At 34.0% G+C, this 22,076-nt stretch carries 20 protein-coding genes; 14 read left to right on the top strand and 6 right to left on the bottom strand.

Annotated features, from left to right (window positions below):
• The first annotated feature begins 94 nt into the window (after positions 1-94).
• The 5 genes from ACTIEI_RS08985 (at position 95) to ACTIEI_RS08965 (ending at position 4,921) form a co-directional block, all read left to right on the top strand.
• Positions 95-679 carry an OmpH family outer membrane protein gene (locus tag ACTIEI_RS08985; protein ID WP_439505961.1) on the top strand — a complete coding sequence of 195 codons (585 nt, stop codon included), beginning with the start codon at positions 95-97 and terminating at the stop codon, positions 677-679.
• A 58-nt stretch (positions 680-737) separates the two neighbouring features.
• The gene (locus ACTIEI_RS08980) at positions 738-2,171 is read left to right on the top strand and encodes an APC family permease (protein ID WP_439505960.1); all 1,434 of its coding nucleotides are present in this window, start codon (positions 738-740) and stop codon (positions 2,169-2,171) included.
• A gap of 3 nt (positions 2,172-2,174) precedes the next feature.
• Positions 2,175-3,167, top strand: a complete 993-nt coding sequence (locus ACTIEI_RS08975) for a bifunctional heptose 7-phosphate kinase/heptose 1-phosphate adenyltransferase (protein WP_439505959.1) — start codon at positions 2,175-2,177, stop codon at positions 3,165-3,167.
• Positions 3,168-3,277: 110 nt separating this feature from the next.
• Positions 3,278-4,225, top strand: coding sequence for an isoaspartyl peptidase/L-asparaginase family protein (locus ACTIEI_RS08970; protein WP_439505958.1), 948 nt, complete (start codon positions 3,278-3,280; stop codon positions 4,223-4,225).
• Between the two features lie 9 nt (positions 4,226-4,234).
• Entirely contained in the window at positions 4,235-4,921 is a 687-nt protein-coding gene (locus tag ACTIEI_RS08965) for a 2-C-methyl-D-erythritol 4-phosphate cytidylyltransferase (RefSeq protein WP_439505957.1), read from the top strand.
• On the opposite strand, the gene ACTIEI_RS08960 is transcribed toward ACTIEI_RS08965, so the two are convergent.
• The 6 genes from ACTIEI_RS08960 to ACTIEI_RS08935 form a co-directional block, all read right to left on the bottom strand.
• Positions 4,911-5,768: a hypothetical protein gene (locus tag ACTIEI_RS08960; RefSeq protein ID WP_439505956.1), complete on the bottom strand. Its 858-nt coding sequence runs from the start codon at positions 5,766-5,768 to the stop codon at positions 4,911-4,913. The genes ACTIEI_RS08965 and ACTIEI_RS08960 overlap by 11 nt on opposite strands.
• Before the next feature lie 63 nt (positions 5,769-5,831).
• Positions 5,832-7,256: a sugar transferase gene (locus tag ACTIEI_RS08955; RefSeq protein ID WP_439505955.1), complete on the bottom strand. Its 1,425-nt coding sequence runs from the start codon at positions 7,254-7,256 to the stop codon at positions 5,832-5,834.
• Positions 7,256-8,230 carry a Gfo/Idh/MocA family protein gene (locus tag ACTIEI_RS08950; RefSeq protein WP_439505954.1) on the bottom strand — a complete coding sequence of 325 codons (975 nt, stop codon included), beginning with the start codon at positions 8,228-8,230 and terminating at the stop codon, positions 7,256-7,258. The genes ACTIEI_RS08955 and ACTIEI_RS08950 overlap by 1 nt, the downstream gene beginning before the upstream one ends.
• 59 nt (positions 8,231-8,289) lie before the next feature.
• A complete protein-coding gene (locus ACTIEI_RS08945) occupies positions 8,290-10,095 on the bottom strand; it encodes an acyl-CoA dehydrogenase (protein ID WP_439505953.1) in 1,806 nt (601 codons plus the stop codon).
• A 6-nt stretch (positions 10,096-10,101) separates the two neighbouring features.
• Positions 10,102-11,622, bottom strand: coding sequence for a zinc-binding dehydrogenase (locus ACTIEI_RS08940; RefSeq protein WP_439505952.1), 1,521 nt, complete (start codon positions 11,620-11,622; stop codon positions 10,102-10,104).
• 32 nt (positions 11,623-11,654) lie between these two features.
• Positions 11,655-12,461, bottom strand: coding sequence for a glycosyltransferase family 2 protein (locus ACTIEI_RS08935; protein ID WP_439505951.1), 807 nt, complete (start codon positions 12,459-12,461; stop codon positions 11,655-11,657).
• Positions 12,462-12,562: 101 nt separating this feature from the next.
• On the opposite strand from ACTIEI_RS08935, the gene ACTIEI_RS08930 reads away from it, so the two are divergent.
• The 9 genes from ACTIEI_RS08930 to ACTIEI_RS08890 all read left to right on the top strand — a co-directional run bounded on the left by ACTIEI_RS08930 (position 12,563) and on the right by ACTIEI_RS08890 (position 22,045).
• Positions 12,563-12,958 carry a response regulator transcription factor gene (locus ACTIEI_RS08930; protein WP_439505950.1) on the top strand — a complete coding sequence of 132 codons (396 nt, stop codon included), beginning with the start codon at positions 12,563-12,565 and terminating at the stop codon, positions 12,956-12,958.
• Between the two features lie 18 nt (positions 12,959-12,976).
• Positions 12,977-14,173: a sugar transferase gene (locus ACTIEI_RS08925; RefSeq protein ID WP_439505949.1), complete on the top strand. Its 1,197-nt coding sequence runs from the start codon at positions 12,977-12,979 to the stop codon at positions 14,171-14,173.
• 104 nt (positions 14,174-14,277) lie between these two features.
• Entirely contained in the window at positions 14,278-15,027 is a 750-nt protein-coding gene (locus ACTIEI_RS08920; RefSeq protein ID WP_439505948.1) for a TolC family protein, read from the top strand.
• A gap of 63 nt (positions 15,028-15,090) precedes the next feature.
• The gene (locus ACTIEI_RS08915; RefSeq protein WP_439505947.1) at positions 15,091-17,187 is read left to right on the top strand and encodes an exopolysaccharide transport family protein; all 2,097 of its coding nucleotides are present in this window, start codon (positions 15,091-15,093) and stop codon (positions 17,185-17,187) included.
• Positions 17,188-17,204: 17 nt separating this feature from the next.
• Positions 17,205-18,389: a glycosyltransferase gene (locus ACTIEI_RS08910; RefSeq protein ID WP_439505946.1), complete on the top strand. Its 1,185-nt coding sequence runs from the start codon at positions 17,205-17,207 to the stop codon at positions 18,387-18,389.
• An 11-nt stretch (positions 18,390-18,400) separates the two neighbouring features.
• Complete coding sequence (locus ACTIEI_RS08905; RefSeq protein ID WP_439505945.1) at positions 18,401-19,165, top strand: FkbM family methyltransferase; 765 nt, start codon at positions 18,401-18,403, stop codon at positions 19,163-19,165.
• Positions 19,166-19,188: 23 nt separating this feature from the next.
• Positions 19,189-19,338: a hypothetical protein gene (locus tag ACTIEI_RS08900; RefSeq protein ID WP_439505944.1), complete on the top strand. Its 150-nt coding sequence runs from the start codon at positions 19,189-19,191 to the stop codon at positions 19,336-19,338.
• Positions 19,335-20,855, top strand: coding sequence for an O-antigen ligase family protein (locus ACTIEI_RS08895; RefSeq protein WP_439505943.1), 1,521 nt, complete (start codon positions 19,335-19,337; stop codon positions 20,853-20,855). The genes ACTIEI_RS08900 and ACTIEI_RS08895 overlap by 4 nt, the downstream gene beginning before the upstream one ends.
• Positions 20,852-22,045 (top strand): glycosyltransferase, encoded by a 1,194-nt coding sequence (locus ACTIEI_RS08890; RefSeq protein ID WP_439505942.1) that lies wholly within the window; start codon positions 20,852-20,854, stop codon positions 22,043-22,045. Before ACTIEI_RS08895 ends, ACTIEI_RS08890 begins: the two co-directional genes overlap by 4 nt.
• Positions 22,046-22,076: the final 31 nt, after the last annotated feature.

Raw genomic sequence — 22,076 nt, 5'->3', positions numbered from 1 at the left:
AAATAAAGAAAAGTAGGAAGCAGGTGCTTCCTACTTTTTTACTGAATACCCCTTTGTAATTTAAAATCGACTTATTTAAGAAAACTTTACTCAAATGAAAAATTTTATAACTGGTCTAACACTTGCAACAGCCATTGGTGTTGCTGTATTATTTTATTTGCATTTTTCTGGTAGCAAATCAGCTGCTGCTTCAACTGAAAGCACGGTAAGTGCTGCTAACGGTGGGTTTAAGGTTGCCTATTTTGAATCTGATTCTATTCAAAATAATTTTGAATATTTCAAAGAGATTAGAGCTTCATTACAAGTTAAAGATCAAGCAAACGCGAAACAGTTGAATGAGTTAAAAAATGTATTTACCAATAAATACCAAGAATTGCAGCGTGTAGGTCAAAATCTTTCTCAAGCCGAATTAGCCAGCAAGCAACAGGAGTTAGTACAAATGGAACGTACTTATCAGGGCAAAGAGCAAATGATGGCGCAGGAAATGCAGGATGAAAGTTTTAAGAAATTACAAGACGTAAAGAAAAAAATTGAAGATTATCTTAAAGAATACAATAAAGACAAGGGATACGCTTATATTTTTTCAAGTACACCCGACATGTATTTGAAAGATAGTGCTTTCAATATTACTGATGACTTAGTGAAAGGATTAAATAAGTTGTATCCTAAGAAGCCATAATGGTTCAATCATATTTATTATCTTCATTCCCGCCCCTTTAAAATGGGCGGGATTTTTTATGGCAGCAACTTCTCCTTCTTTTAAACCCACATTAGGCTTATTAGATGCTACAATGGTAGTAGCAGGTAGTATGATTGGGTCTGGAATATTTATCGTCAGTGCAGATATTACCCGTAATGTGGGTAGTGCTGGGTGGTTAATTGTAGTGTGGTTATTAACTGGATTTATGACATTGACTGCTGCGTTAAGTTATGGAGAATTGAGTGCAATGTTTCCTAAAGCTGGAGGTCAATATGTATACTTAAAGGAATCGTATAATAAACTTACTGGCTTTTTATATGGTTGGAGTTTTTTTTCAGTAATTCAAACAGGAACTATAGCAGCAGTGGGTGTTGCATTCTGTAAATTCGCCGCTTATTTCTTCCCAATATTAGAAATGAATGAAGTAGATGTATTGTTTTTATTGGGACCATTCAAAATTTATCCAGCACAATTTGTATCCATTTTTATCATCGTTTTACTCACCTATATAAATACAAAAGGGGTGCAGGGGGGTAAAATGATCCAAACTGTTTTTACCGTTACAAAATTGGTTTCTCTATTTGGATTGATTGTATTTGGGTTCATTTTAGGCGCCAACGCCGAAGTGTGGAATGCTAATTGGTCGGATGCTTGGACCATGAAATCTATGACAAAGGGAACTGGAGAGCTATCTGCTAGTATCATTATACCTGTATTAGGGGCTGGAGCACTGGGTGCAATAGCAGCTTCGATGGTGGGGTCAATTTTTAGTAGTGATGCATGGAATAATGTTACTTTCATAGCAGGCGAAATCAAAAATCCCCAAAAAAATATTGGACTTAGTTTGTTTTTGGGGACATTAATTGTAACGCTGATTTATGTTTCTGCCAATTTGATGTATTTGAGTGTTCTACCATTAGATCAAATTGCTTTTGCCGAATCTGATAGAGTAGCTGTTACCGCTTCAAATATTATTTTTGGGGGTATTGGTACCTATATCATAGCAGCCATGATTATGATTTCTACTTTTGGTTGCAACAATGGTTTAATTCTGGCAGGTGCAAGAGTTTATTATACCATGGCTCAAGATGGCTTATTTTTTAAGAAGGCAGGAGAGTTGAATAAAAACGCTGTTCCTGAATGGGCTTTATGGGCTCAATGCGTAGTTGCTTCATTATTGTGTTTGAGCGGAAGATATGGGGACTTACTAGACATGGTTTCTTTCATAGTAGTCATCTTTTATGTTTTAACAATCGCGGGAATTTTTATACTAAGAAAAACTCGCCCTGATATGCCAAGACCATATAAAGCCATTGGCTACCCCATTTTGCCCGCCATATATATGTTAATGGGAATTAGTTTTTGTGTCCTATTAATTATTTACAAGCCACAATTTACTTGGCCAGGTTTAATCATTACATTACTCGGTATACCTTTGTATTATATTGCTGTTCGTAATGCCAAAAAATAGTAGATGAATTTTGATCAGTTGTTTGAGCAGTTTAAACACACACCCGTATTAATTATTGGGGATGTTATGTTAGACACTTATTGGTGGGGTAGTGTAGATCGTATTTCACCTGAAGCCCCTGTTCCTGTAGTGGCTTTAAATAAAAAAGAATACCGTGTAGGGGGTGCTGCTAATGTGGCATTGAATACCGCTTCATTAGGAGCAGCTACGACCATCATTTCAATATTGGGTCAAGACCAAGATGGAGACCAGTTGATTGAATTAATGAAACAAAATGGTATAAACACCAACCATATCATTCGTTCAAATAATCGCATTACAACTAACAAAATGCGCATCATGGGTAGAAATCAACAAATGATGCGCTTGGATGCTGAAATGGTTGAAGACATCAATGAAGACTTGGAAAATCAGTTGCTGCATCAGGTAACTCAATTTATACTGAATCATAAACCAGCAATTGTAATTTTTGAAGATTATAATAAAGGGGTATTAACGCAAAGGATCATACAGGAGATTACTGCCTATTGCAATAAGCATGAGATTTTTACAGCGGTTGATCCAAAGAAGAAAAATTTCTTGTCGTATAAAGACGTCACTTTATTTAAGCCTAATCTAAAAGAAGTGAAAGAAGGACTTAATATAGAGGTAGCGAATACAAGTTTGGATCGAATGGAGCATATCCATCAAGTATTAAAAGAAGTATTAGGGCATTCTATTTCACTAATTACGTTGTCCGAAAAAGGAGTTTTTTATCAACAAGATCAGGTAGCAGCTATTATTCCTACCCATGTCAGAAATATTTCGGACGTAAGTGGGGCAGGAGATACTGTTATTGCCGTTGCTTCTTTGGTTTATGCAGCTACTGAAAATATACATCTGGCTGCCGAAATGGCCAATATTGCTGGTGGATTGGTTTGCGAGGAAGTTGGTACAGTTGCAATTAATCCATCTCGCTTGTTAGCTGAATGCAAGGAATTGTTAACCCATAATTAGTGATTCGTTATAAATTAGTATTGAATCTTTAATACTATCTAATGTCTGATGCTATAATTTAAAATCTTTTTGCCTCCTTAATTTTTACTTTCGTGTCTAAATAAAATACAATGACTAATTTTTCTATAGTGATTCATGGAGGTGCAGGTACCATCTTAAAAGAAGATATGACCCCATCTTTGGAGCAAGCATATTCTGATGTTTTGCAAGAAGCTTTAGATACGAGTTATGCAGTTTTAGAAAAAGGGGGCACTGCGGTAAACGCTGTTAAAGCGGCTATCATTGTTTTAGAGGATAATGTACTTTTCAATGCAGGCAGAGGTTCGGTGTTTACCAAAAAAGGAGTTCAAGAAATGGATGCGGCAATTATGGATGGTTCTAATTTGGCTGCTGGAGCTGTTTGCGGAGTTAGAAATGTTAGAAATCCAATTGAGCTGGCAACAGAAGTTATGTTGCATAGCAATCACGTTTTTTTAAGTGGCAAGGGAGCGAATGATTTTGCTATTAAACAAGGAATTAAATTAGAACCTGATGAATACTTTTTCTCACAGTTCAGGTACGACCAATGGAAAGCTATTCGAGACTCTGATAATTATTCTTTAGATCATACCAATCATCAGTTAGAAGAGTTGATGCGAGACAAAAAATTTGGTACAGTTGGTGCCGTTGCATTAGATGGCATGGGAAATATTGCAGCAGCCACTTCTACTGGCGGAATGACTAATAAAAAATATGGAAGAATTGGTGATAGCCCTTTAATTGGAGCCGGCACTTATGCAAACAACAATACCTGTGCAATAAGCTGCACTGGTCATGGAGAAATGTTTATTCGTTCTGTTGCATCTTATGATGTAAGTTGTTTAATGGAATACAAAGGATATTCATTAGAAGAAGCAATGAATATAGTTGTTCATGATAAATTGATGGCTATTCATGGTGAAGGGGGGATGATTGGTGTAGACGCAAAGGGAAATACTGCAATGGTTTTCAATAGTGCAGGAATGTATCGTGGTGTGAAAACGAGTAATGGATTGAATAATGTTGCTATTTATAAATAATTTACGATTGTGCAAAAAATAGCGGTTATAACAGCGGGTGGTTTAGGTTCAAGAATGGGAAGCAATATTCCCAAACAGTTTCTGTTGTTAAATAATAGGCCTTTATTGTATTATACGCTTAATGCATTCATGGAAGCCTACTATGATATTCAGTTTGTATTGGTTGTTCCTAGTGATTATATTTCAACTGCGGAGCAATTAATCAAGGATATGAATATAGTAGCACAAACTAAGATAGTGGTGGGTGGAATATCCCGTTTTCATTCTGTTCAAAATGGCATTCGATCTATCACTGAACAAGCAGTTGTTTTTGTTCACGATGGAGTAAGATGTTTGGTGACTGCAGAGTTAATTATCAGGTGTTATAATCAGACTATACATTTAGGTTCTGCTATTCCTGCTGTTGCTTCAATTGACAGCATTCGGATTGTTACTGGAAATGAAAATGCACCAATTGATAGGGATCGAGTTAAAATCATTCAGACCCCTCAAACATTTTTATCTGATTCACTAAAAAAAGCTTTCGAACAACCTTATCAGGATTGTTTTACAGATGAAGCAACGGTTGTAGAAGCAGCTGGTGAAAAAGTTTATTTAATAGAAGGGGAGTACAGTAACTTGAAAATTACAAGACCAAATGATCTTTTAATTGCGAATGCAATTTTAAACGAGCGAATGAATAAGACTAAGGAATAATCGATAATGGAAAAGGTAGTTTATTATAATGCCATAAATAATAAACTTCTTCGCTACATCCAAAGCCTTCATAGAAATGTTTTATTCCTGGGATTGAAGATCCTTCAAAATCAAGAATTAACTGCTGTTCTGAAAACTCTTGAATAATTTGATGAAATAATAAGTGATTAGACTCGGCTATTCTGCCTTCGTTACTTGTGCTATTCATGATATTGTATATCCTTTTATTATCTCTTAAAAAGAGGGCTGTAGATAATAAATCCCCTTCTTGATTTACAACTGCACGGGTGAAACATGGATAATTCGTTTGTAAAGTTTTATTGCAGTAGTCAATCATTTTATGATAATGGACGCGGTTTATATTTGGAGTTTTTGCCCCATTAATAGCCTCATAATAAAGCACGGCTTTATCTATAGAAATTTGTTCTGTATATATAAGCCCAGCTTTTAAAGCTTTTGAAACATTTTGTAAATGATCTTTTCTAAACAATTTTTTAATTGTTTGAAAGGGTTGATCAAGGTTTAGTAATAAATTGGACTTAGCTGTAGCTCTAGTAATTTTTGCTGCCATACTATTTCCGGTATTCAATAAAATACTACCATATCTATATGTTGAATAAATCCTTTTAATAACACTCTCAAGTTTCAAATTAATTGGAGCTCCAATAAATCCAAGCTGTTGAATAAAAGGTGGGGTGTAAGCGTATTTAATGCCAGCTTTTATTTTCCAAGGAATCGGCATAATTGTTTCATAATCATTAATAATTAATGCATCCCAATGGTCTGTTAACGCATCTAAATATTGACTTTGAGCATATATTAATCCGTTTGGAGATTCAGCTACCATTTGATTCCATTTGGATAAATGGATATTTGTAGATGAAATGATTTCAATTTTATAACTCATCCGCTATTTCCCTTTTCCTGAAAGTATAATTCTTAAGGTATGCATCATGATCTTAAAGTCTAGTAAAATCGATGCATTTTCAATATAAATTAAATCGTATTTCATTCGTTCAATCATCTCTTCAATACTTGATGCATAGCCAAACTGCACCATTCCCCAAGAAGTTAGTCCTGGCTTGGCTTTAAGCAGATACCTATAATAGGGAGTTTTATTTAGTAGAAGATCTATATAATTTTTACGTTCTGGCCTGGGTCCAACTAAACTCATTTCTCCTTTCAATATATTCCATAATTGTGGTAGTTCATCTAATCTCCATTTACGCATGAATTTCCCCCAAGGTGTAATTCTAATATCATTATCGCTAGATAGTGCTGGTCCATTTTCTTCGGCATTGGTATACATACTCCTGAATTTATAAATTGTAAAAGGAGTACCTCTAAATCCAATTCTTTCTTGTTGATAAATGGCCCCACCTTTAGAACTAAGTGCTGTCCTTATCGCTAAATAAATCATTAAAGGACTTAATAAAATCAATCCTAAAAATGACACTGTTATGTCCATTAATCTTTTTACATGCTGTTCCTCAGGAGACATAGCAGCGGTTTGTATATCCATCAACATGGCTCCTAAAACATTACTTGTTTTAACAGAGCCTGCTAAAATATCTATGGTATCTGGTACAAGCTTGATGTCAATATCTTTCTCTGTTAAACCACTTACAATTTCTTCTATTAAATGTTTGTCTTTTTTATCTATTGAAATAATTACTCTTTCTATTAAATGTTCTTCAACTATTTTTTTAATTTGTTGACTTGGACCGAGATAAGGGATCCATTTAGCTAACCCATTTCTTGAATCATCTTCGTAAACAGATACAAACCCAATTGTTTTAAACCCTAAATACTTGAAATTTCTATTAAGTGATTCAAAAACTTTTGTTGCGTTGGCATTATTTCCCACTATTAACGTTCTAAAAAACACATCTCCTCTTTTAAGTGTTTTTTTGGTTTGAAAAAGTAATAAAGTTCTTGCTCCTGCAATCAATATAAATTGAAAAATGAAATAAATAAAAAAATGATTAGCGTGAATAATATGGCTGAACCGCGGGAAAAAGTATAATAATAATGTACCTAATAGTGAATGTAGTAGTGTTGCCGTTAATTCGCTTAATCGAGATTTGTCATACAATGATCTGTTATAACTGCCCGTAATAAAGTAAAAAAAAATCCAAAATAGCGGAACTAAACAAAAGTTCAAAACGACTTCAATCCCTTTGATGGAAGTGTTAAGAATGGCTAATGTAGTATTATTTTGAGAAGGATAAATTAGATAGAATAGAACAAGTGCTACAAAAGAGAAAATAAAATCGCTAACTATATATAAACTTATATTTCTTCTTCTATTTTGCATATTGATTTGATTGTTCATTAAACCAATATACTGGTATTATTTATTTTATCAAGGATTTGATGTGCTACTTCCATTGCAAGATAACCGTCTATTTCACTTACTTGTGTTGGTTTATTATTTACAATAGCGTCAACAAAAGACATTAGCTCTAATTTAATTGCATTCAAAGGCTCAATTGTAGGTGTGGCAATAGCAATTGTCTTTTTTCCATTGGCTGTATCTATGTCAAATGAGAATACATTTTGGTCATCAGGCTGTTTTAGTTTAATGATTTCTGTTTTCCTTTCTAAGAAATCAATTCCTATATAAGCATCTTTTTGAAAGAGCCTTATTTTTCGCATTTTTTTCATGCTAATTCTACTGCTAGTCAAATTTGCTACACAACCATTATTAAACTCAATTCTAACGTTAGCTATATCAGGAGTTTCTGTCATAACTGCAACTCCGCTTGCAGCAATACTTTTTACATCACTTTTTACTAAACTGAGTATAATGTCAATATCGTGAATCATTAAATCTAAGATTACACTAACTTCTGTTCCTCTTGGATTGAATTGTGCTAATCTATGTACTTCAATGAACATTGGATTTAAATTCAGGTCTTTTACTGCTAAATAAGCTGGGTTAAAGCGTTCAACATGTCCAACTTGTAATTTAACATTTGCCTCTCTAACCATATTTACGAGGTCTTTCCCTTCTTGAAGCGTATGTGTTATGGGTTTTTCAACAAATACATGTTTACCCTTCCTAATGGCTTTCATGCATATTTCATAATGTTGATTGGTTGGAGTAATCACATCAATAATATCACAAGCGTCCATCAACTTGTCCTCGTCCATAAATCTTTTAAGACCGTATTGTTCTGTAACTTCCTTAGCATGATCATTGTTTGGGTCAAAAAAGCCAACTAATTTAACGCCTTCAATTTCTTTCCAGTTATTTAGGTGAAACTTACCTAAATGACCCACTCCAAAAACACCTACTTTAAGCATAACGTTATGTATCTAATAATGGGTAAATATAAATAATTCAAAAACCAATCTGCAAATAATCAATCGAATAACTCAAAATTGCTGACTGAAGTTAATGTTGAATCGGTTAATAAAGTTGTGGCACAAGCTGAAGCATGCGGCATTTCATATTTAAAGAAAAATTGGCAGGTATGTATTTTCCCTTCGTAAAACGATTTTTGATTGGGGGCCATTCCCGTCATTTTCAACTTTTCAGAAGCTTTTAGGGCCATTTTAAGCCATTGCCAACCAATAACCGTATAACTCATCATTTCTAAGAATACAGTAGCATCTGCAAGGTATTTTTCCATATTGCCTTCCAAGGCATATGGGGTGTAGTGTTTTAATATCCATGCAATTCTAGAAAGTTCGTTATTTAGTATTTCAGCTTCTGATTTTAATTCATTGTAAGAGTTAGCTGCACTAATCGTTTTGTTTATTTCATCTGCTAATAACTGTAATGCTTTGCCATTTTCCATAAGCACTTTTCTGCCTAGCAAATCAATTGCTTGAATACCTGTGGTGCCTTCATACAAAGACATGATTTTTAAATCTCTATAGTGTTGTTGTACCGGAAAATCTGTTGTAAATCCATAACCTCCTAAAGTTTGTATGGCCAGAGCAGCGGATCTACTACCTTGTTCAGATGGGTATGCTTTAATAATTGGGGTTAGTATTTCTAGGAGTAATAAATAGTTTGCCCGTTCTTCTTTATTACAAGCATGTGATAAATCATATAATTTATTGCACTCAATACCTAAAGCAATCGATCCCTCGGCTATGGCTTTTTGTGTTAATAACATTCTTTGAATATCAGCGTGCTGTATAATATTAACAGGAGGTTTGGTTGGATCTTTTTCACTTGGCAATCTTCCTTGGGGTCTCTCTTTACAATATTGTAATGAGCACTGAAACGCTGCCATGGCAACAGACGCAGCACAAAGTCCTACGCTTATTCTGGCCCCATTCATCATTTGAAACATGTAGCTTAATCCTTTGTTAGGTTCTCCAACAAGATAACCTATACAATTATTATTATCTCCAAATGATAAGTGGGTTGTTGCATAACCCCGTTGCCCCATTTTTTGAAAATCTCCAGCACAATAGACATCATTGTATTCAAGAGAGCCATCTGCTGCAGGTCTAAATTTGGGAATTATAAAAAGGGAAATCCCTTTAATACCTGCAGGTGCTCCTTCTATTCTAGCCAATGTTAGGTGAATAAAATTTGAACAAGCTTCGTGTTGACCTCCTGAAATAAATATTTTTTGTCCTCTTATGGAGTATTCATTATTATTTATTAATCTGGCTGAAGTGGTAATATCGGTTAAAGAGCTGCCAGCCTGTGGTTCTGTTAGGGCCATAGTACCTTGCCACTCACCTGAGTAAATTTTGGGAACAAATTTTTCTAATTGATCAATAGATCCAAAGCTAGTTATCAATCCTGCTGCTCCAGTTGATAATCCAAGATAGCCTTGTATACTATTATTAGCTGCTTGGAATAGATGATGTGCTGTTCCAAAAATCATTTCTGGTAATTGCATTCCACCGTGTTCAAATAATGCACTTCCCCCAATCCAACCTTGTTCAGCAGCTGCAGAAATGATTTTTTTGAGAGCTGGATGTGTTTGAACATTGCCTTTGCCATCATATTTGACTGGGGTTTCATCCATTTCTCTAAAGAAAGGGGCCATTTCCTGATCAGCTAATAATTTAGCAGATTCAATCATCATCCACGCCTGTTCCTCATTTAAGTGGGCAAATCGCTCATAGTTGAATAAACTGTTCATTGGATGTACTTCAAATAAAAGGAATTTCAATAATTCCATATTAGTGTAATTGGCCATAATTAATTAATTTATTACGCTTATGATTTCAGCAACATAGGCAGGTTTTTCAACTCCTTTAATTTCTATGCTGCATTGTATAAATAATTTCACAGAGCCATTGAGTAAATTTTCAAAATTGTCAATTTTTGCGCTTAGTCTTATTTGATCATTTACTCTTACTGGATGAACAAACCTAGCTTTATTTAAACCATAGTTATAGTAAGAAACTACATTCTTTAGTTCAAATAATTCTGTTAATAAAAAGGATACTAGTGACATTGTAAGATACCCATGTGCTAGGGTTCTTCCTTGTGGTAAATATTCTTTAGCTTTTAATTCATCAATATGTACCCATTGTAAATCTTGCGTTGTTGCAGCAAAATCATTAATCATCTTTTGTGTGACGGTAAGCCAGTTTCCAGGACCAATCGGTTTCCCAATAAAATTAACAACACTTTCTTTGCCGTTGATGATTAGCTTTTCAAAATGCGGTGAAGAGTTTAATTCTATATTAATGTTATTAGTAGGGTTTGTATGCACTGCTTTTAAGGGAGGAGTGATTAATTCTTCTTTGATTTGAATAACGGCTTTCCCTTTCGTTTGTCGATTTAGCATATCGGAAATTGCTTTTGGCGCATCTTCGAGTGCATATAAATGATGAATATGTTGGGTTAACTTTCTACTCATCATCCATTGAATTATTTGGATAAAATTTTGCTTGTTTTTTTGGGGTTCTTTTTCGGAAAATGCCCCCCAAAACACACCATGAATGCTGCAGCCCTTTAACAAAGGGATGTTAAAGGGGATAGGTGGAATTTCTCCCGACGAAAACCCAATGATTAAATATTGGCCATTCCATGCGATAGACTTTAGCGCATCCTCTGCCAAGCTTCCTCCGATTGGATCAAATACAATATCAACACCTTTGTTTTGGGTAATTTCTTTAATTCTTGATTTTAAATTCTCTGTTGAATAATTAATAAGTATATCGGCTCCTATTGATTGGCAATAAGTTAATTTTTCGTCTGATGATGCAGCTGCAATTACTTTGGCTCCCATTAATTTGGCCAATTGAATTGCAGCAGAACCAACACCACCACTTGCACCCAATACTAGTAAGGTTTGTCCTTCTTTTAATAATGCTTTATTATTTAACGCATAATAGGCAGTACCATAACTATACATACAAATTGATGAATCAAGTAAGCTTATCTTTTCTGGTATTACAAAAACAGTGTTTGCTTTAACATGGACTACTTCAGCCATCCCTCCCCAACCACATAATGCCATAACACGATCGCCTACTTTGCAATGAGTCACATCAGATCCAATTGCCTTTACAATTCCTGCGATTTCTCCTCCAGGGGAAAAAGGTAAAGTAGGTTTAAATTGATATTTGTTTTGTATAATTAAAGTATCCGGGAAATTAACACCACAGTAATAAACATCAATAGAAACCTGGTCTCTTTCAAGAGGGGGCAAACTGATTTCAGCAAATTCTAGTAAGTTTGGATTACCGTATTGGGTACAAATTATTGCTTTCATATGGATGGTTAAATTACAACCATTCAGCCATTTTAAAGCCCTATCATTCTTTTTAATCTTTTGAATGTTCCTTTCAATATGCCTCCGTCAATTTGAATTCGTCTATCAGTTGTCCAAACCAGGGCTTTAATATTGGTTATATAGTATAATTTTCCATATCCTTTTTCCCTCAACTTTAAAGCAAGCCATCCGTCTTCGTTAGTTCCTGGAGGGTGATTAAATCCTTCAACACTGAGACCCTGCTCCCTTCTAAAGCCTGAGTTAAATCCGTATGCATTCATTGCTTCATCTCTAAATATTTTATTAATCCAACGCATGAAATCAGCAAAATATTCATAAAAAAAGTACGTAAACCTACCTGTAGTTCCAATCGGGATAAAGGAAAATCTTCCATAAACGGAACAAACTTTATCATTTTCTGCCAATGGTTTTACCATTTCTTCAATCCAATCTTTAGGATAAATTGTATCTGCGTCAGCGTTTAAAATATACTTACCTTTTGCAACCGCTAGCCCAGCGTTTCTTGCATTTGTAATACCTTGTTTTAATTCTTTTATACAAGGTATACCCGCAGCAATTACCATTTCTTCGGTTTTGTCTTTTGAATTATTATTTACCACTATGATCTCTACGGGCCAATTAGTAATATTATTACTCAAAGAGAGTAAAGTTTGTAAAATATTTGCTTCCTCGTTGTAAGCAGGCATTACAATTGAAACAGCTGGCTCGTCATGGGATATTTTGGTGTACCTTTCTCTAATCAAAGCAGTAGTGGCAATTTCCCTTGGGTTAGTATTGTACAATTGATTAATATAAGTGGGTATTGAAATGGGTCTCATATTTTTAGAACATTAACATCAAAATGATTAAATTCAATATTATTTCATTGGTTATATATTTAAATGTATTTAGATTTCTTACATTAGCAAAATTTTAAAATATGGCGTTCTCTAATTCAGATACATTAAAAATCGTGGTTGTTGAAGATGAGATGACCATGCAGTTGATTTTAAAAAAATATTTAAGCGCTCAATACCAAGTAGAAATCTTTAAAGATGGGGTAGACGCGTTGGCTTTTTTGCAACAAGGTAATATCCCCGATTTAATTATCTCAGATTTGAATACGCCAGTTATGGGGGGATTAGAACTAACTAAACAGCTTAGAGCAAGTGATTTTTTTAATACCATTCCCATCATCATACTGTCAGGGGAAGAAAGCTCTGAAATGATCATACAGTGTTTAGAAGCAGGAGCGGATGACTATCTAGTTAAACCATTTAATCCCAAAGAATTAGAAGCCAGACTTAGAGTGGTTTTACGTAGAATTCGAAAATAAATTCATCAAATAGGTCCAATGAATACGAAATTACCTGCCCAAGAACAAACGATTGTATTGCTCAATTGTGATGACTTTATTTATGGAATTTTTTCTCAAGCAAATTTGGGTGGACGCCAATTAAGGCGGTTTTCAAATCCGTTACTTTTCTTTTCCGAATGGGAGAAAAGCAAGTTCAATTTAGTGGCAATTGTATCTCAAAGTGAAGTATTAGGTACTGGGGGAATTTCTTTGTTAGAGACACTTGTGAATAAGAAAAATATTGCTGTTCCCTTTTTTTTAGTGAGTCAACAATTAAGTGAAAGCACAATACGTATGACACTGAAAGCAGGGGTGTCTGATGTATTCAAATTACCGATAAAAAAGGAAAATTTAGAAATAAGACTCCCCCTTTTAATTGAAAAATGGGATGATCTTAAACACGCAAATACTGTTTCTGATTTTCATAAATACAAGACCCCTTTCATCAAACGTGTATTTGATATATTTTTTGCAGGAATGGCCTTGATTTTTTTATCTCCTTTACTGCTTACCATTTGTATTTTATTGAAGTTGGAGTCTAGGGGACCTATTTTTTATTATGCTTTAAGGGTTGGGTCTGGTTATAGAACGTTTAAATTCTATAAGTTTAGGTCTATGTATGTCAACGCAGATAAGCGTTTGAAAGACTTGAAACATTTAAACCAATATGCACCTACTTCAGAAGAAGCGACTACTTCCAACATTGAAGAAGAGTATCTTTGTGATGAATGTAAAGCTGCAGGGACAGGCTGTAAATTCCCCATTTATTCAGATACTATTCAATGGTGCGAAAAGCAGTATAGTGAAAATAGAAAGGCAAAAGCCGGATCTGCATTTTTTAAGTTAAAGGATGATCCTAGAATCACCAAGGTTGGGAAGTTTATACGAAATAGTAGTATAGATGAATTACCTCAATTGTGGAATGTAATCATAGGGGATATGAGTATAGTAGGTAATCGACCGCTCCCATTATATGAAGCTGAAAAGTTAACTACCGATAAATATGCCATGCGTTTTATGGCTCCTGCTGGAATTACTGGATTATGGCAAGTAGAGAAAAGGGGAAAAGGAGAAATGTCTGAAGAGGAAAGGTTAATGTTAGATAATAAATACGCCGAAAATCATAGTTTTTGGTATGATATAAAACTCATTCTTAGAACAATCCCTGCACTCCTCCAAAAGGAATCTGTATAATTTTTTCCTTAATTGAATGTGTTTATTTTTTTTTATCCATTTATTGGATAAAGTGGGGATATCTATACCCCTCGTTATAACTATATTATTTATCTTTAATCTTTATGAAAATCATTGGTTTAGATATAAATATCCCGGTTTTACTCAAGCTTAGTTTGGTTGGGGTTTTGCAGCGAATCAGAAAAAGCTGGTTCGTAGGGGTTTTATCGCTTTTTATCCTAGGAAATTCGGTTCAGGTTCAAGCTCAGGAATCAATGATTCCAGAGCTCTCTTATCCTTTTTTAGAAAAACTAATTTTTACTGCTAAGCAAAATTATCCCTTAATGAAGGCCAATCTTAGAAGGGTCAATTTTGCAAATTATAATTTACAAAGAGCAAAACTCTCTTGGTTTGATTTCTTTACGCTATCTGCCTTTTATAGCCCGAGCACATCTGTAACTTTAACCAATGCTACGTTAACGGGTATACAAATTGGGCTATTTATTAATTTCAGTAATATCATTCAAAAGCCCACAGTTATCAAACAGTCGCGGGAAGAACTTGCAATTGCTCAATTAACAGCAGATCAATATTCCATTACTTTGGAAACAGATGTAAAGAATAGGTATTTTAGGTACATGCAGACGTTAAGTGTATTGAGGGTTCAAAATCAAAATGCGATTGACATAGAAGCATTGTATAAGCAAATAAAATTTAGGTATGAAAGAGGAGAGGAAACGCTTGAAAATTATACCAAATTAATGGTCCAAAACGGTGATCAAAAACAAAAGTTAATTGACGCAGAAAGTGCTGTATTGATTGCTAAAAACACATTGGAAGAATTGGTTGGGAAAAAACTGGAAGAGATAAAATAAATGGAATTACAAAAGTTTTTTTTATTACTATACAAAAGGAAATTTATACTGGTCGTTGTTCCAATGATAGCAGTGTTTATAACCTATTTTTTAGTAAGAAAGCTTCCTGATACTTATAAATCACGCTCAAGAATCTCTACAGGTCTTGTGGATCAGTCTAAACAGTTTTTAGAAAAAAACCAGAGTCAAGATGAGAATAAAGTATCTCAACAGTTCAGTAACTTAATTGAAATGATTAAGTTGAAACGAATTTTTGACCAATTATCTTTTCAATTAATCGTTCACGATTTAACCAGCGATAAACCATTTAGGCCACCCAGTAAACTACTTAATGAAATTGGTCCTGAAGCCAGAGCGCATGCGTTGGAAGTATTTAAAGACCATATAAAGTCTAAACAACCACTTTCTTTATTTGATAAAGACCAATTTGGTATTAATCAATTATTGATTTCAATGGGTTATGATGAGGCTACTTTACAAAAAAAGGTAATTATTTATAGGGTTAATAATAGTGATTTTATTGATTTTGAATATGAGTCTGAAAATCCATTTTTATCCGCATTTGTATTGAATACAATTAATAGTGAGTTTATCACTTTCTATGCTAATTATATTAAGGGGAATCAACAAAAAGCGGTCACTTTTTTGGATTTGTTAATGAAAAAGAAATTCGATTCGATGACTGCTAAAATGCGCCTGTTGCGTGATTATAAAATCAGAAATAGGGTATTGAATTTGAATGAACAAGCAAAAAGCCTTTATGCCCAAATTGCTGACTTTGAATCAAAATTACAGTTAGCAGAGAAAGATGTAGAATCTTTGGGAGGGGCAATTAAAGGGATTGATAAGAAATTTAGTCCACAGGATAGGAGATACCTTGAAAGTGTAGTAGTAGACATTAATCAATCTATGTTGTCTACAAGAGAGAAATTGCGAACGGTTACCAATGAATTGGTCAAGAGCAATTTTGATCCAAGGATAAAACAAACACAAGATTCTTTAAAAGCGATTTTAGAAAAGCAAATATTAGAATCTACAGATAGATTGCTTGTGAGTCCATTGGCTAACAAGCAGTTGTTGGTACAGCAACGTTTTAATTTAGAAATAGCGCTAGATCAGGCAAAAAGCAGCATACTACCATTAAGTGATGAATTAAAAAGACTGAATGACAAGTTTGACATGCTTGTTCCCCATGAAGCATTAATTCAAAGCTATGAAGGATCGGTGGATGTTGCTGGGAAAGAATATTTAGACATCCAAAATAGGTTTAATCAGACTTCACTAGAGTCTAGCATGACTGTTCAGCTAACGCAAATTGAATTAGCAATGCCTGGTCCGGCTCAACCTTCAAAGAAGCTAATTTTGGTGGCATTGGCTGGGATTATCAGTTTTGTTTTCTGTTTAGCAGCACTTTTTGTTATATTTTATTTAGATGACACTATCCAAAATGCAACAGATTTAGCCAATAAAACTAGTTTGCCTGTCTTGGCATTTTTACCCTATATAAATACTTCCATGTTAGATTTAACTAACTTATGGAAAAACGGAGAAGGAAATAGAATCACCATTGCATTTAAAAATTTATTGCGATCACTACGATTCGAGATTGAAAGGGAAATGGGGCATAAAAAGCTCTTAGTTATGACAAGTATCACTGAAGGAGAGGGGAAAACTTTAATTTCTTTGGGGTTAGCTTATGCATATTCAATGGTAAATAAACGAGTATTAGTAATTGATGGGAATTTTGATAATCCAACAGTAACTGAAACTACTGGTACTAATACCTTTCTAGAAGATTACTTAAAAAACAGGATAACACTTTCCGAAATAATCAAAGAAGGCGGGGTCAGTGTTTTAGGAAATAGGGGTGGGGATACTTCTATTTTTGAGTTTTGTGATGAATCTATTGTAAAACCTAAGTTAGCCTACTTAAGGGATGTATTTGATATAATTATAATTGAAGCTCCTGATTTAGATAAATTAAATAAAGCGCGAGAATGGGTTGTATTAGCTGACAAAGTAATTGCAGTTTTTGCATCAGGTGCTGAAATTAAAAATGGTAAAATACAAAGTGTAAAATATCTACAAGATTTAGACGGTCAATTTGCAGGTTGGGCCTTAAATAAAGTAGTGATTAATAGATTGAATAAAATATCTTAATCTTCAATTAAACTGCTATGAATATTCAATACATCATAGAATTGCTTTGGATAATTTTTCAAATTGCAGTTGGCTATAACCTTGTATTACCTTTCTTGTTATTGTTTATTTATGCAGTTATTAATGGTAAAAAAACAAAGTCTCCAATTAATAAAGTAGAGGCTGATTATGCAATCATTGTTACCGCTTACGAGCAAACTACATTAATTCCTTCAGTCATTAAATCATTGCTGCAATTAAATTACAGCAATTATTTAATTTATATAGTTGCGGATAAATGTGATGTGTCTGATTTGAAGTTTGATGATGAACGAGTGATTGTATTAAGGCCTGAACAAGTATTGTCTAGTAATACTAGGTCGCATTTTTATGCAATTCAACGATTTCGAAGACCTCATGAAAGACTTACTATTGTTGACAGTGATAATTTGGTGGATCCAAATTACCTGATTGAATTGAATTATTATTTTGATTTAGGATACAGTGCGGTACAAGGTGTTAGGGACGCAAAAAATTTAGATACACTTTATGCGGCTTTAGATGGTGCAAGAGATATCTATTATCATTTTTATGATGGTAAAGTACTTTTTAATGTTGGGTCATCTGCAACATTGGCTGGATCAGGGATGGCATTTACTACACAATTATATAATGATTGTTTAGCACATCAAGATATCACTGGTGCTGGATTTGACAAGATCTTACAAAAAGAGATTGTAACAAGAGGATATAGAATCGCTTTTGCAGAAAATGCAATTGTATATGACGAGAAAACTTCTAAAAGTGATCAATTAGTTAATCAAAGGGCTAGGTGGATTAATACCTGGTTTAAGTATTTTTCTTTTGGGTTTGTATTAGTTGGTAAGGGGGTTTTGCAGTTGAATTGGAATAAATTTCTTTTCGGATTGATTTTACTTAGGCCGCCATTGTTTATTTTTTTATTGATAGGTTTATTTTGCATGATGCTTAATTTAATTTTGAATCCTTTTGTATCGTTGATTTGGTTTTTTGGGTTCATCTTATTTGTTTTAGGATTTATTATGGCACTAGCAATAAATAAAACCGATGCTCGTATTTATCAATCCCTATGGGGTATTCCTAAGTTCATTTTTTATCAGGTTCTTTCTTTACTAAAAGTACGCAATGCCAATAAGCACTCTGTTGCTACCAAGCATTTTCATACCGATAAAAAAACAAATTAAAGTATGATATCATGGTACAAAAGGTTAAAAGCATTGTTCAGTTCATTGTTCAAAAGATTTTGGGTTATACCAATTACTTATTCATTTTTAGTGTTTACAAAATTTTGCGTTATAGATTGTTTAAAGATGAGATAGACTTTAATTTATTTATTGAATTGGCACAAACCGATAAACAATCAACTATCATTGATATTGGGGCAAATGTTGGATATACAGGTGTTATTTTTGCCAAAGCTTTTCCCAAAAATCAAGTCATTTGTTATGAGCCAGTTTCTTTGTTAACAGCTATAATCCGAAAAGTAGTCAAGTTTTTTGGCCTCCAAAATATTACGGTCAAACATCTGGCATTAGGTAATTCCAATCAAATAGTGCCTATTAAAACACCCATAATTCAAGGAGTTAAAAAGCAAGGGCTAAGCTATATTGACATGTCAGTAGATCGCACAGATGAAGGTAGCATGCAAGACTTTCTGGTAGAACAAGTTCAGATGGTAAGTTTAGATGAAGATTTATTGAGTAAAGAATTATTGCCGATAGCGGGGATTAAAGTAGATGTGGAAAATTTTGAATTTTTTGTTTTGCAGGGGGCAGCCCAATTAATTAAACTGTATAAGCCTATTGTTATGGCTGAATTATGGGATAATCAGCGAAAGTTAGCTTGTATTGAGTTGATGAAAGAGTTGGGGTATGAGGTTAAAGTAATTTCCAATAATCAGTTGGAACCATATACTTCACAACAAGCTTTAAACTATTTTTTTATCCCTAAATACAAATAACTTTACGATAAGTACTCCATCTAATGAAAACGAAGCCATCTACCAAAAGACTTACAAAAGAAGAGAAGGAGATTTATGACCAACAGAAACTTGACTATTTAACAAGATGGGCTGCTTTGATTTTGGCTGGTGTAAGTGTTTATTACTTCTTCATTAAACTGTTGTTTTTATGAGAGAAGATTCTTTTCAAATACCCATTGGCAGAGCCGAAAAGAAGAAAAATTTTTTTGGGCTAATACATCAATTTTTTATCATCAATAAAATGAGCGGCCCTATGGGCTTGTTTATTTTTGTTGGTGCTGCTATTTTTTTTTCAGTACTTGTTGCCAAATTCGGGATGGTTCCGGGTGTTCTTTTGGTATTAATGATGGTCGGTCTTCCATTGGTTTTAGCAATCATTTTTTATCCAGAGTTTGGGGTACTTACCTTTTTATTATCTGCATACTTGATAATGTATATAGGCAGGATGAATATAATCGATTTTCCATTGGGTACATTAATGGATGGGATGGAGTTATTATTAGTATTAGGAGTATTTATTCAGCAGAAAAAGAAATCTAATTGGGGGCTGTTTAAAAGTCCAATCAGTGTCATTATACTTATTTGGATCTTGTATAATTTTATTGAAGTAATTAATCCAACTGCTGAGTCAAAAATGGCTTGGGTATATACGGTAAGATCAGTGGCAGTAATTATGCTTACTTTTTTTGTTTTCTTGTATAATATTAAAACGATTGCATTCTTAAAGTTGATTTTAAAAGTTTGGATTGGACTTTCCGTTTTTGCTGCACTTTATGCCTACAAGCAACAGTATATTGGATTTACAAGTTTTGAAGAAGCATGGTTATATTCAGACCCTGAAATTGCTGGCTTACTTTTTATCGGAGGTCAATGGCGAAAATTCTCCATTTTTACAGACCCAGTCGCTTTTTCTTATAATATGGTTGTAAGCGGTTTACTATGTGTTGGACTATTAACTGGTCCATTCTCAAGAAGAAATAAAATATTATTGGGAATTGCACTGTTTTTGTGTTTTACTGCAATGATGTTTTCTGGTACAAGAGGAGCGTATGTTTTGCCTCCAGTTGCAATGATGTTATATGCTATTATTAAGTTCAATAGAAAAGTGATGCTAGGTGCATTGGTGGGGGCATTAGGCTTTGCGGCGTTGATTTTTGTACCCACTAGCAATCCAACCATTTATCGGTTTCAAACAGCATTTAAACCTTCTGATGACGCCTCCTTTAATGTGAGAAAAATCAATCAAAAAAGAATTCAGCCATTTATTCAGAGTCATCCTTTAGGTGGGGGGCTAGGATCAACTGGAATGTGGGGGAAACGGTTCTCGCCCAATTCTTTCTTGGCTAATTTTCCCCCAGATAGTGGTTATGTAAGAGTTGCAGTAGAGACAGGTTGGCTAGGTTTACTCATCTTTTGCACGTTGGTTTTTATTATACTAAAAGTTGGAATTAATAATTATTATACAATTAAAGATCCTACTTTAAAATCTATTTGCTTAGCAATGATTTTAGTTGTGTTTGCTTATCATATTGGGAACTATCCTCAAGAGGCAATTGTACAATTCCCTTCCAATACACTCTTTTATTTAGTTGCGGCAATTATTGTTATTACAAAACGCTTAGATGATATGCAATCCAATACAGTCAACGATAAAACAATTACATCATGATACAGGGAATGGATATTATTATAGTAGGACAACAGCCATGGGATGTAGAAATTGGGAGTAATTGTAAAAATATTGCGCTAGAATTTAGTAAACATAATCGAGTGCTTTATGTGAACGCTCCTTTAGATAGAGTTAGCTTGCTTAAAGGTAGTTCTGATCCCAAAGTAATTAAACGCAATAATGTAATAAAACATAAAGAGGCTGGATTGATTCAGTTAAATGAAACAATGTGGAACCTCTTTCCAGACACTATTGTAGAATCTATTAATTGGATTCAATTTCACTCATTATTTAAGTTTTTAAATAAAATAAATAATCAACGTTTTGCAAGCTCAATACTTAAAGCAGTCAAGGTTTTAGGATTCAAGAATTTCATACTGTTTAATGATAACGATATGTTCAGGAGTTTTCACCTTAAGGAGCTGTTGAAACCCAAGTTATCTGTTTACTACTCACGAGATTACATGTTAGCGGTTGATTATTGGAAAAAACATGGTGAAAAATTAGAACCCATTTTGATAGCTGATTCCGACTTATGTGTTGCTAATTCAACCTATTTAGCAGATTATTGTAAGCAATATAATCCAAACTCATATTACGTAGGTCAAGGTTGCGAATTAGATTTGTTCATGCAGTTTAAAGTGGGAGATTCGCCTCTAGATATGCAAAATATTCCTGGAATTAAGATCGGGTATGTGGGGGCACTGATTGGATTGCGTCTCGATATTAATTTATTAATTGAATTAGCAAAAGCAAGGTCTGATTGGAGTATTGTTTTAGTTGGTCCAGAAGATGAGCTCTTTGCACAAAGTGCGTTACACCAGTTGAGTAATGTATTTTTCTTAGGGTCTAAGCCACCACAATCTTTGCCTCAGTATATTGGTTCATTTGATGTATGCCTTAATCCACAGGTTGTTAGTCAAGTTACTATTGGTAATTATCCTAGAAAAATAGATGAATATTTGGCCATGGGGAAACCAGTTGTTGCAACAAGCACCCCTTTTATGGAAGCTGTTTTTAGTGAGCATACTTATTTAGCCAAGAACGTTCAGGATTATGTAAGTTTGATTGAGGTTGCTATAAAAGAGAACAATCATGTACAGGCAGAAAAGCGAAAAGCTTTTGCTGCAACGCATACTTGGGAAAATAGTGTAGAAGAAATTTATAGGGCTATCGAAAAACATTTATAGCCCCTAATTAACCTAAATTTAAAATGCGCAG

Source organism: Sediminibacterium sp., assembly GCF_051860225.1.
GTDB lineage: Bacteria > Bacteroidota > Bacteroidia > Chitinophagales > Chitinophagaceae > Sediminibacterium.
Note: the sequence above shows the minus strand (reverse complement) of the source record. Positions and strands in the feature narration are given on the sequence as shown.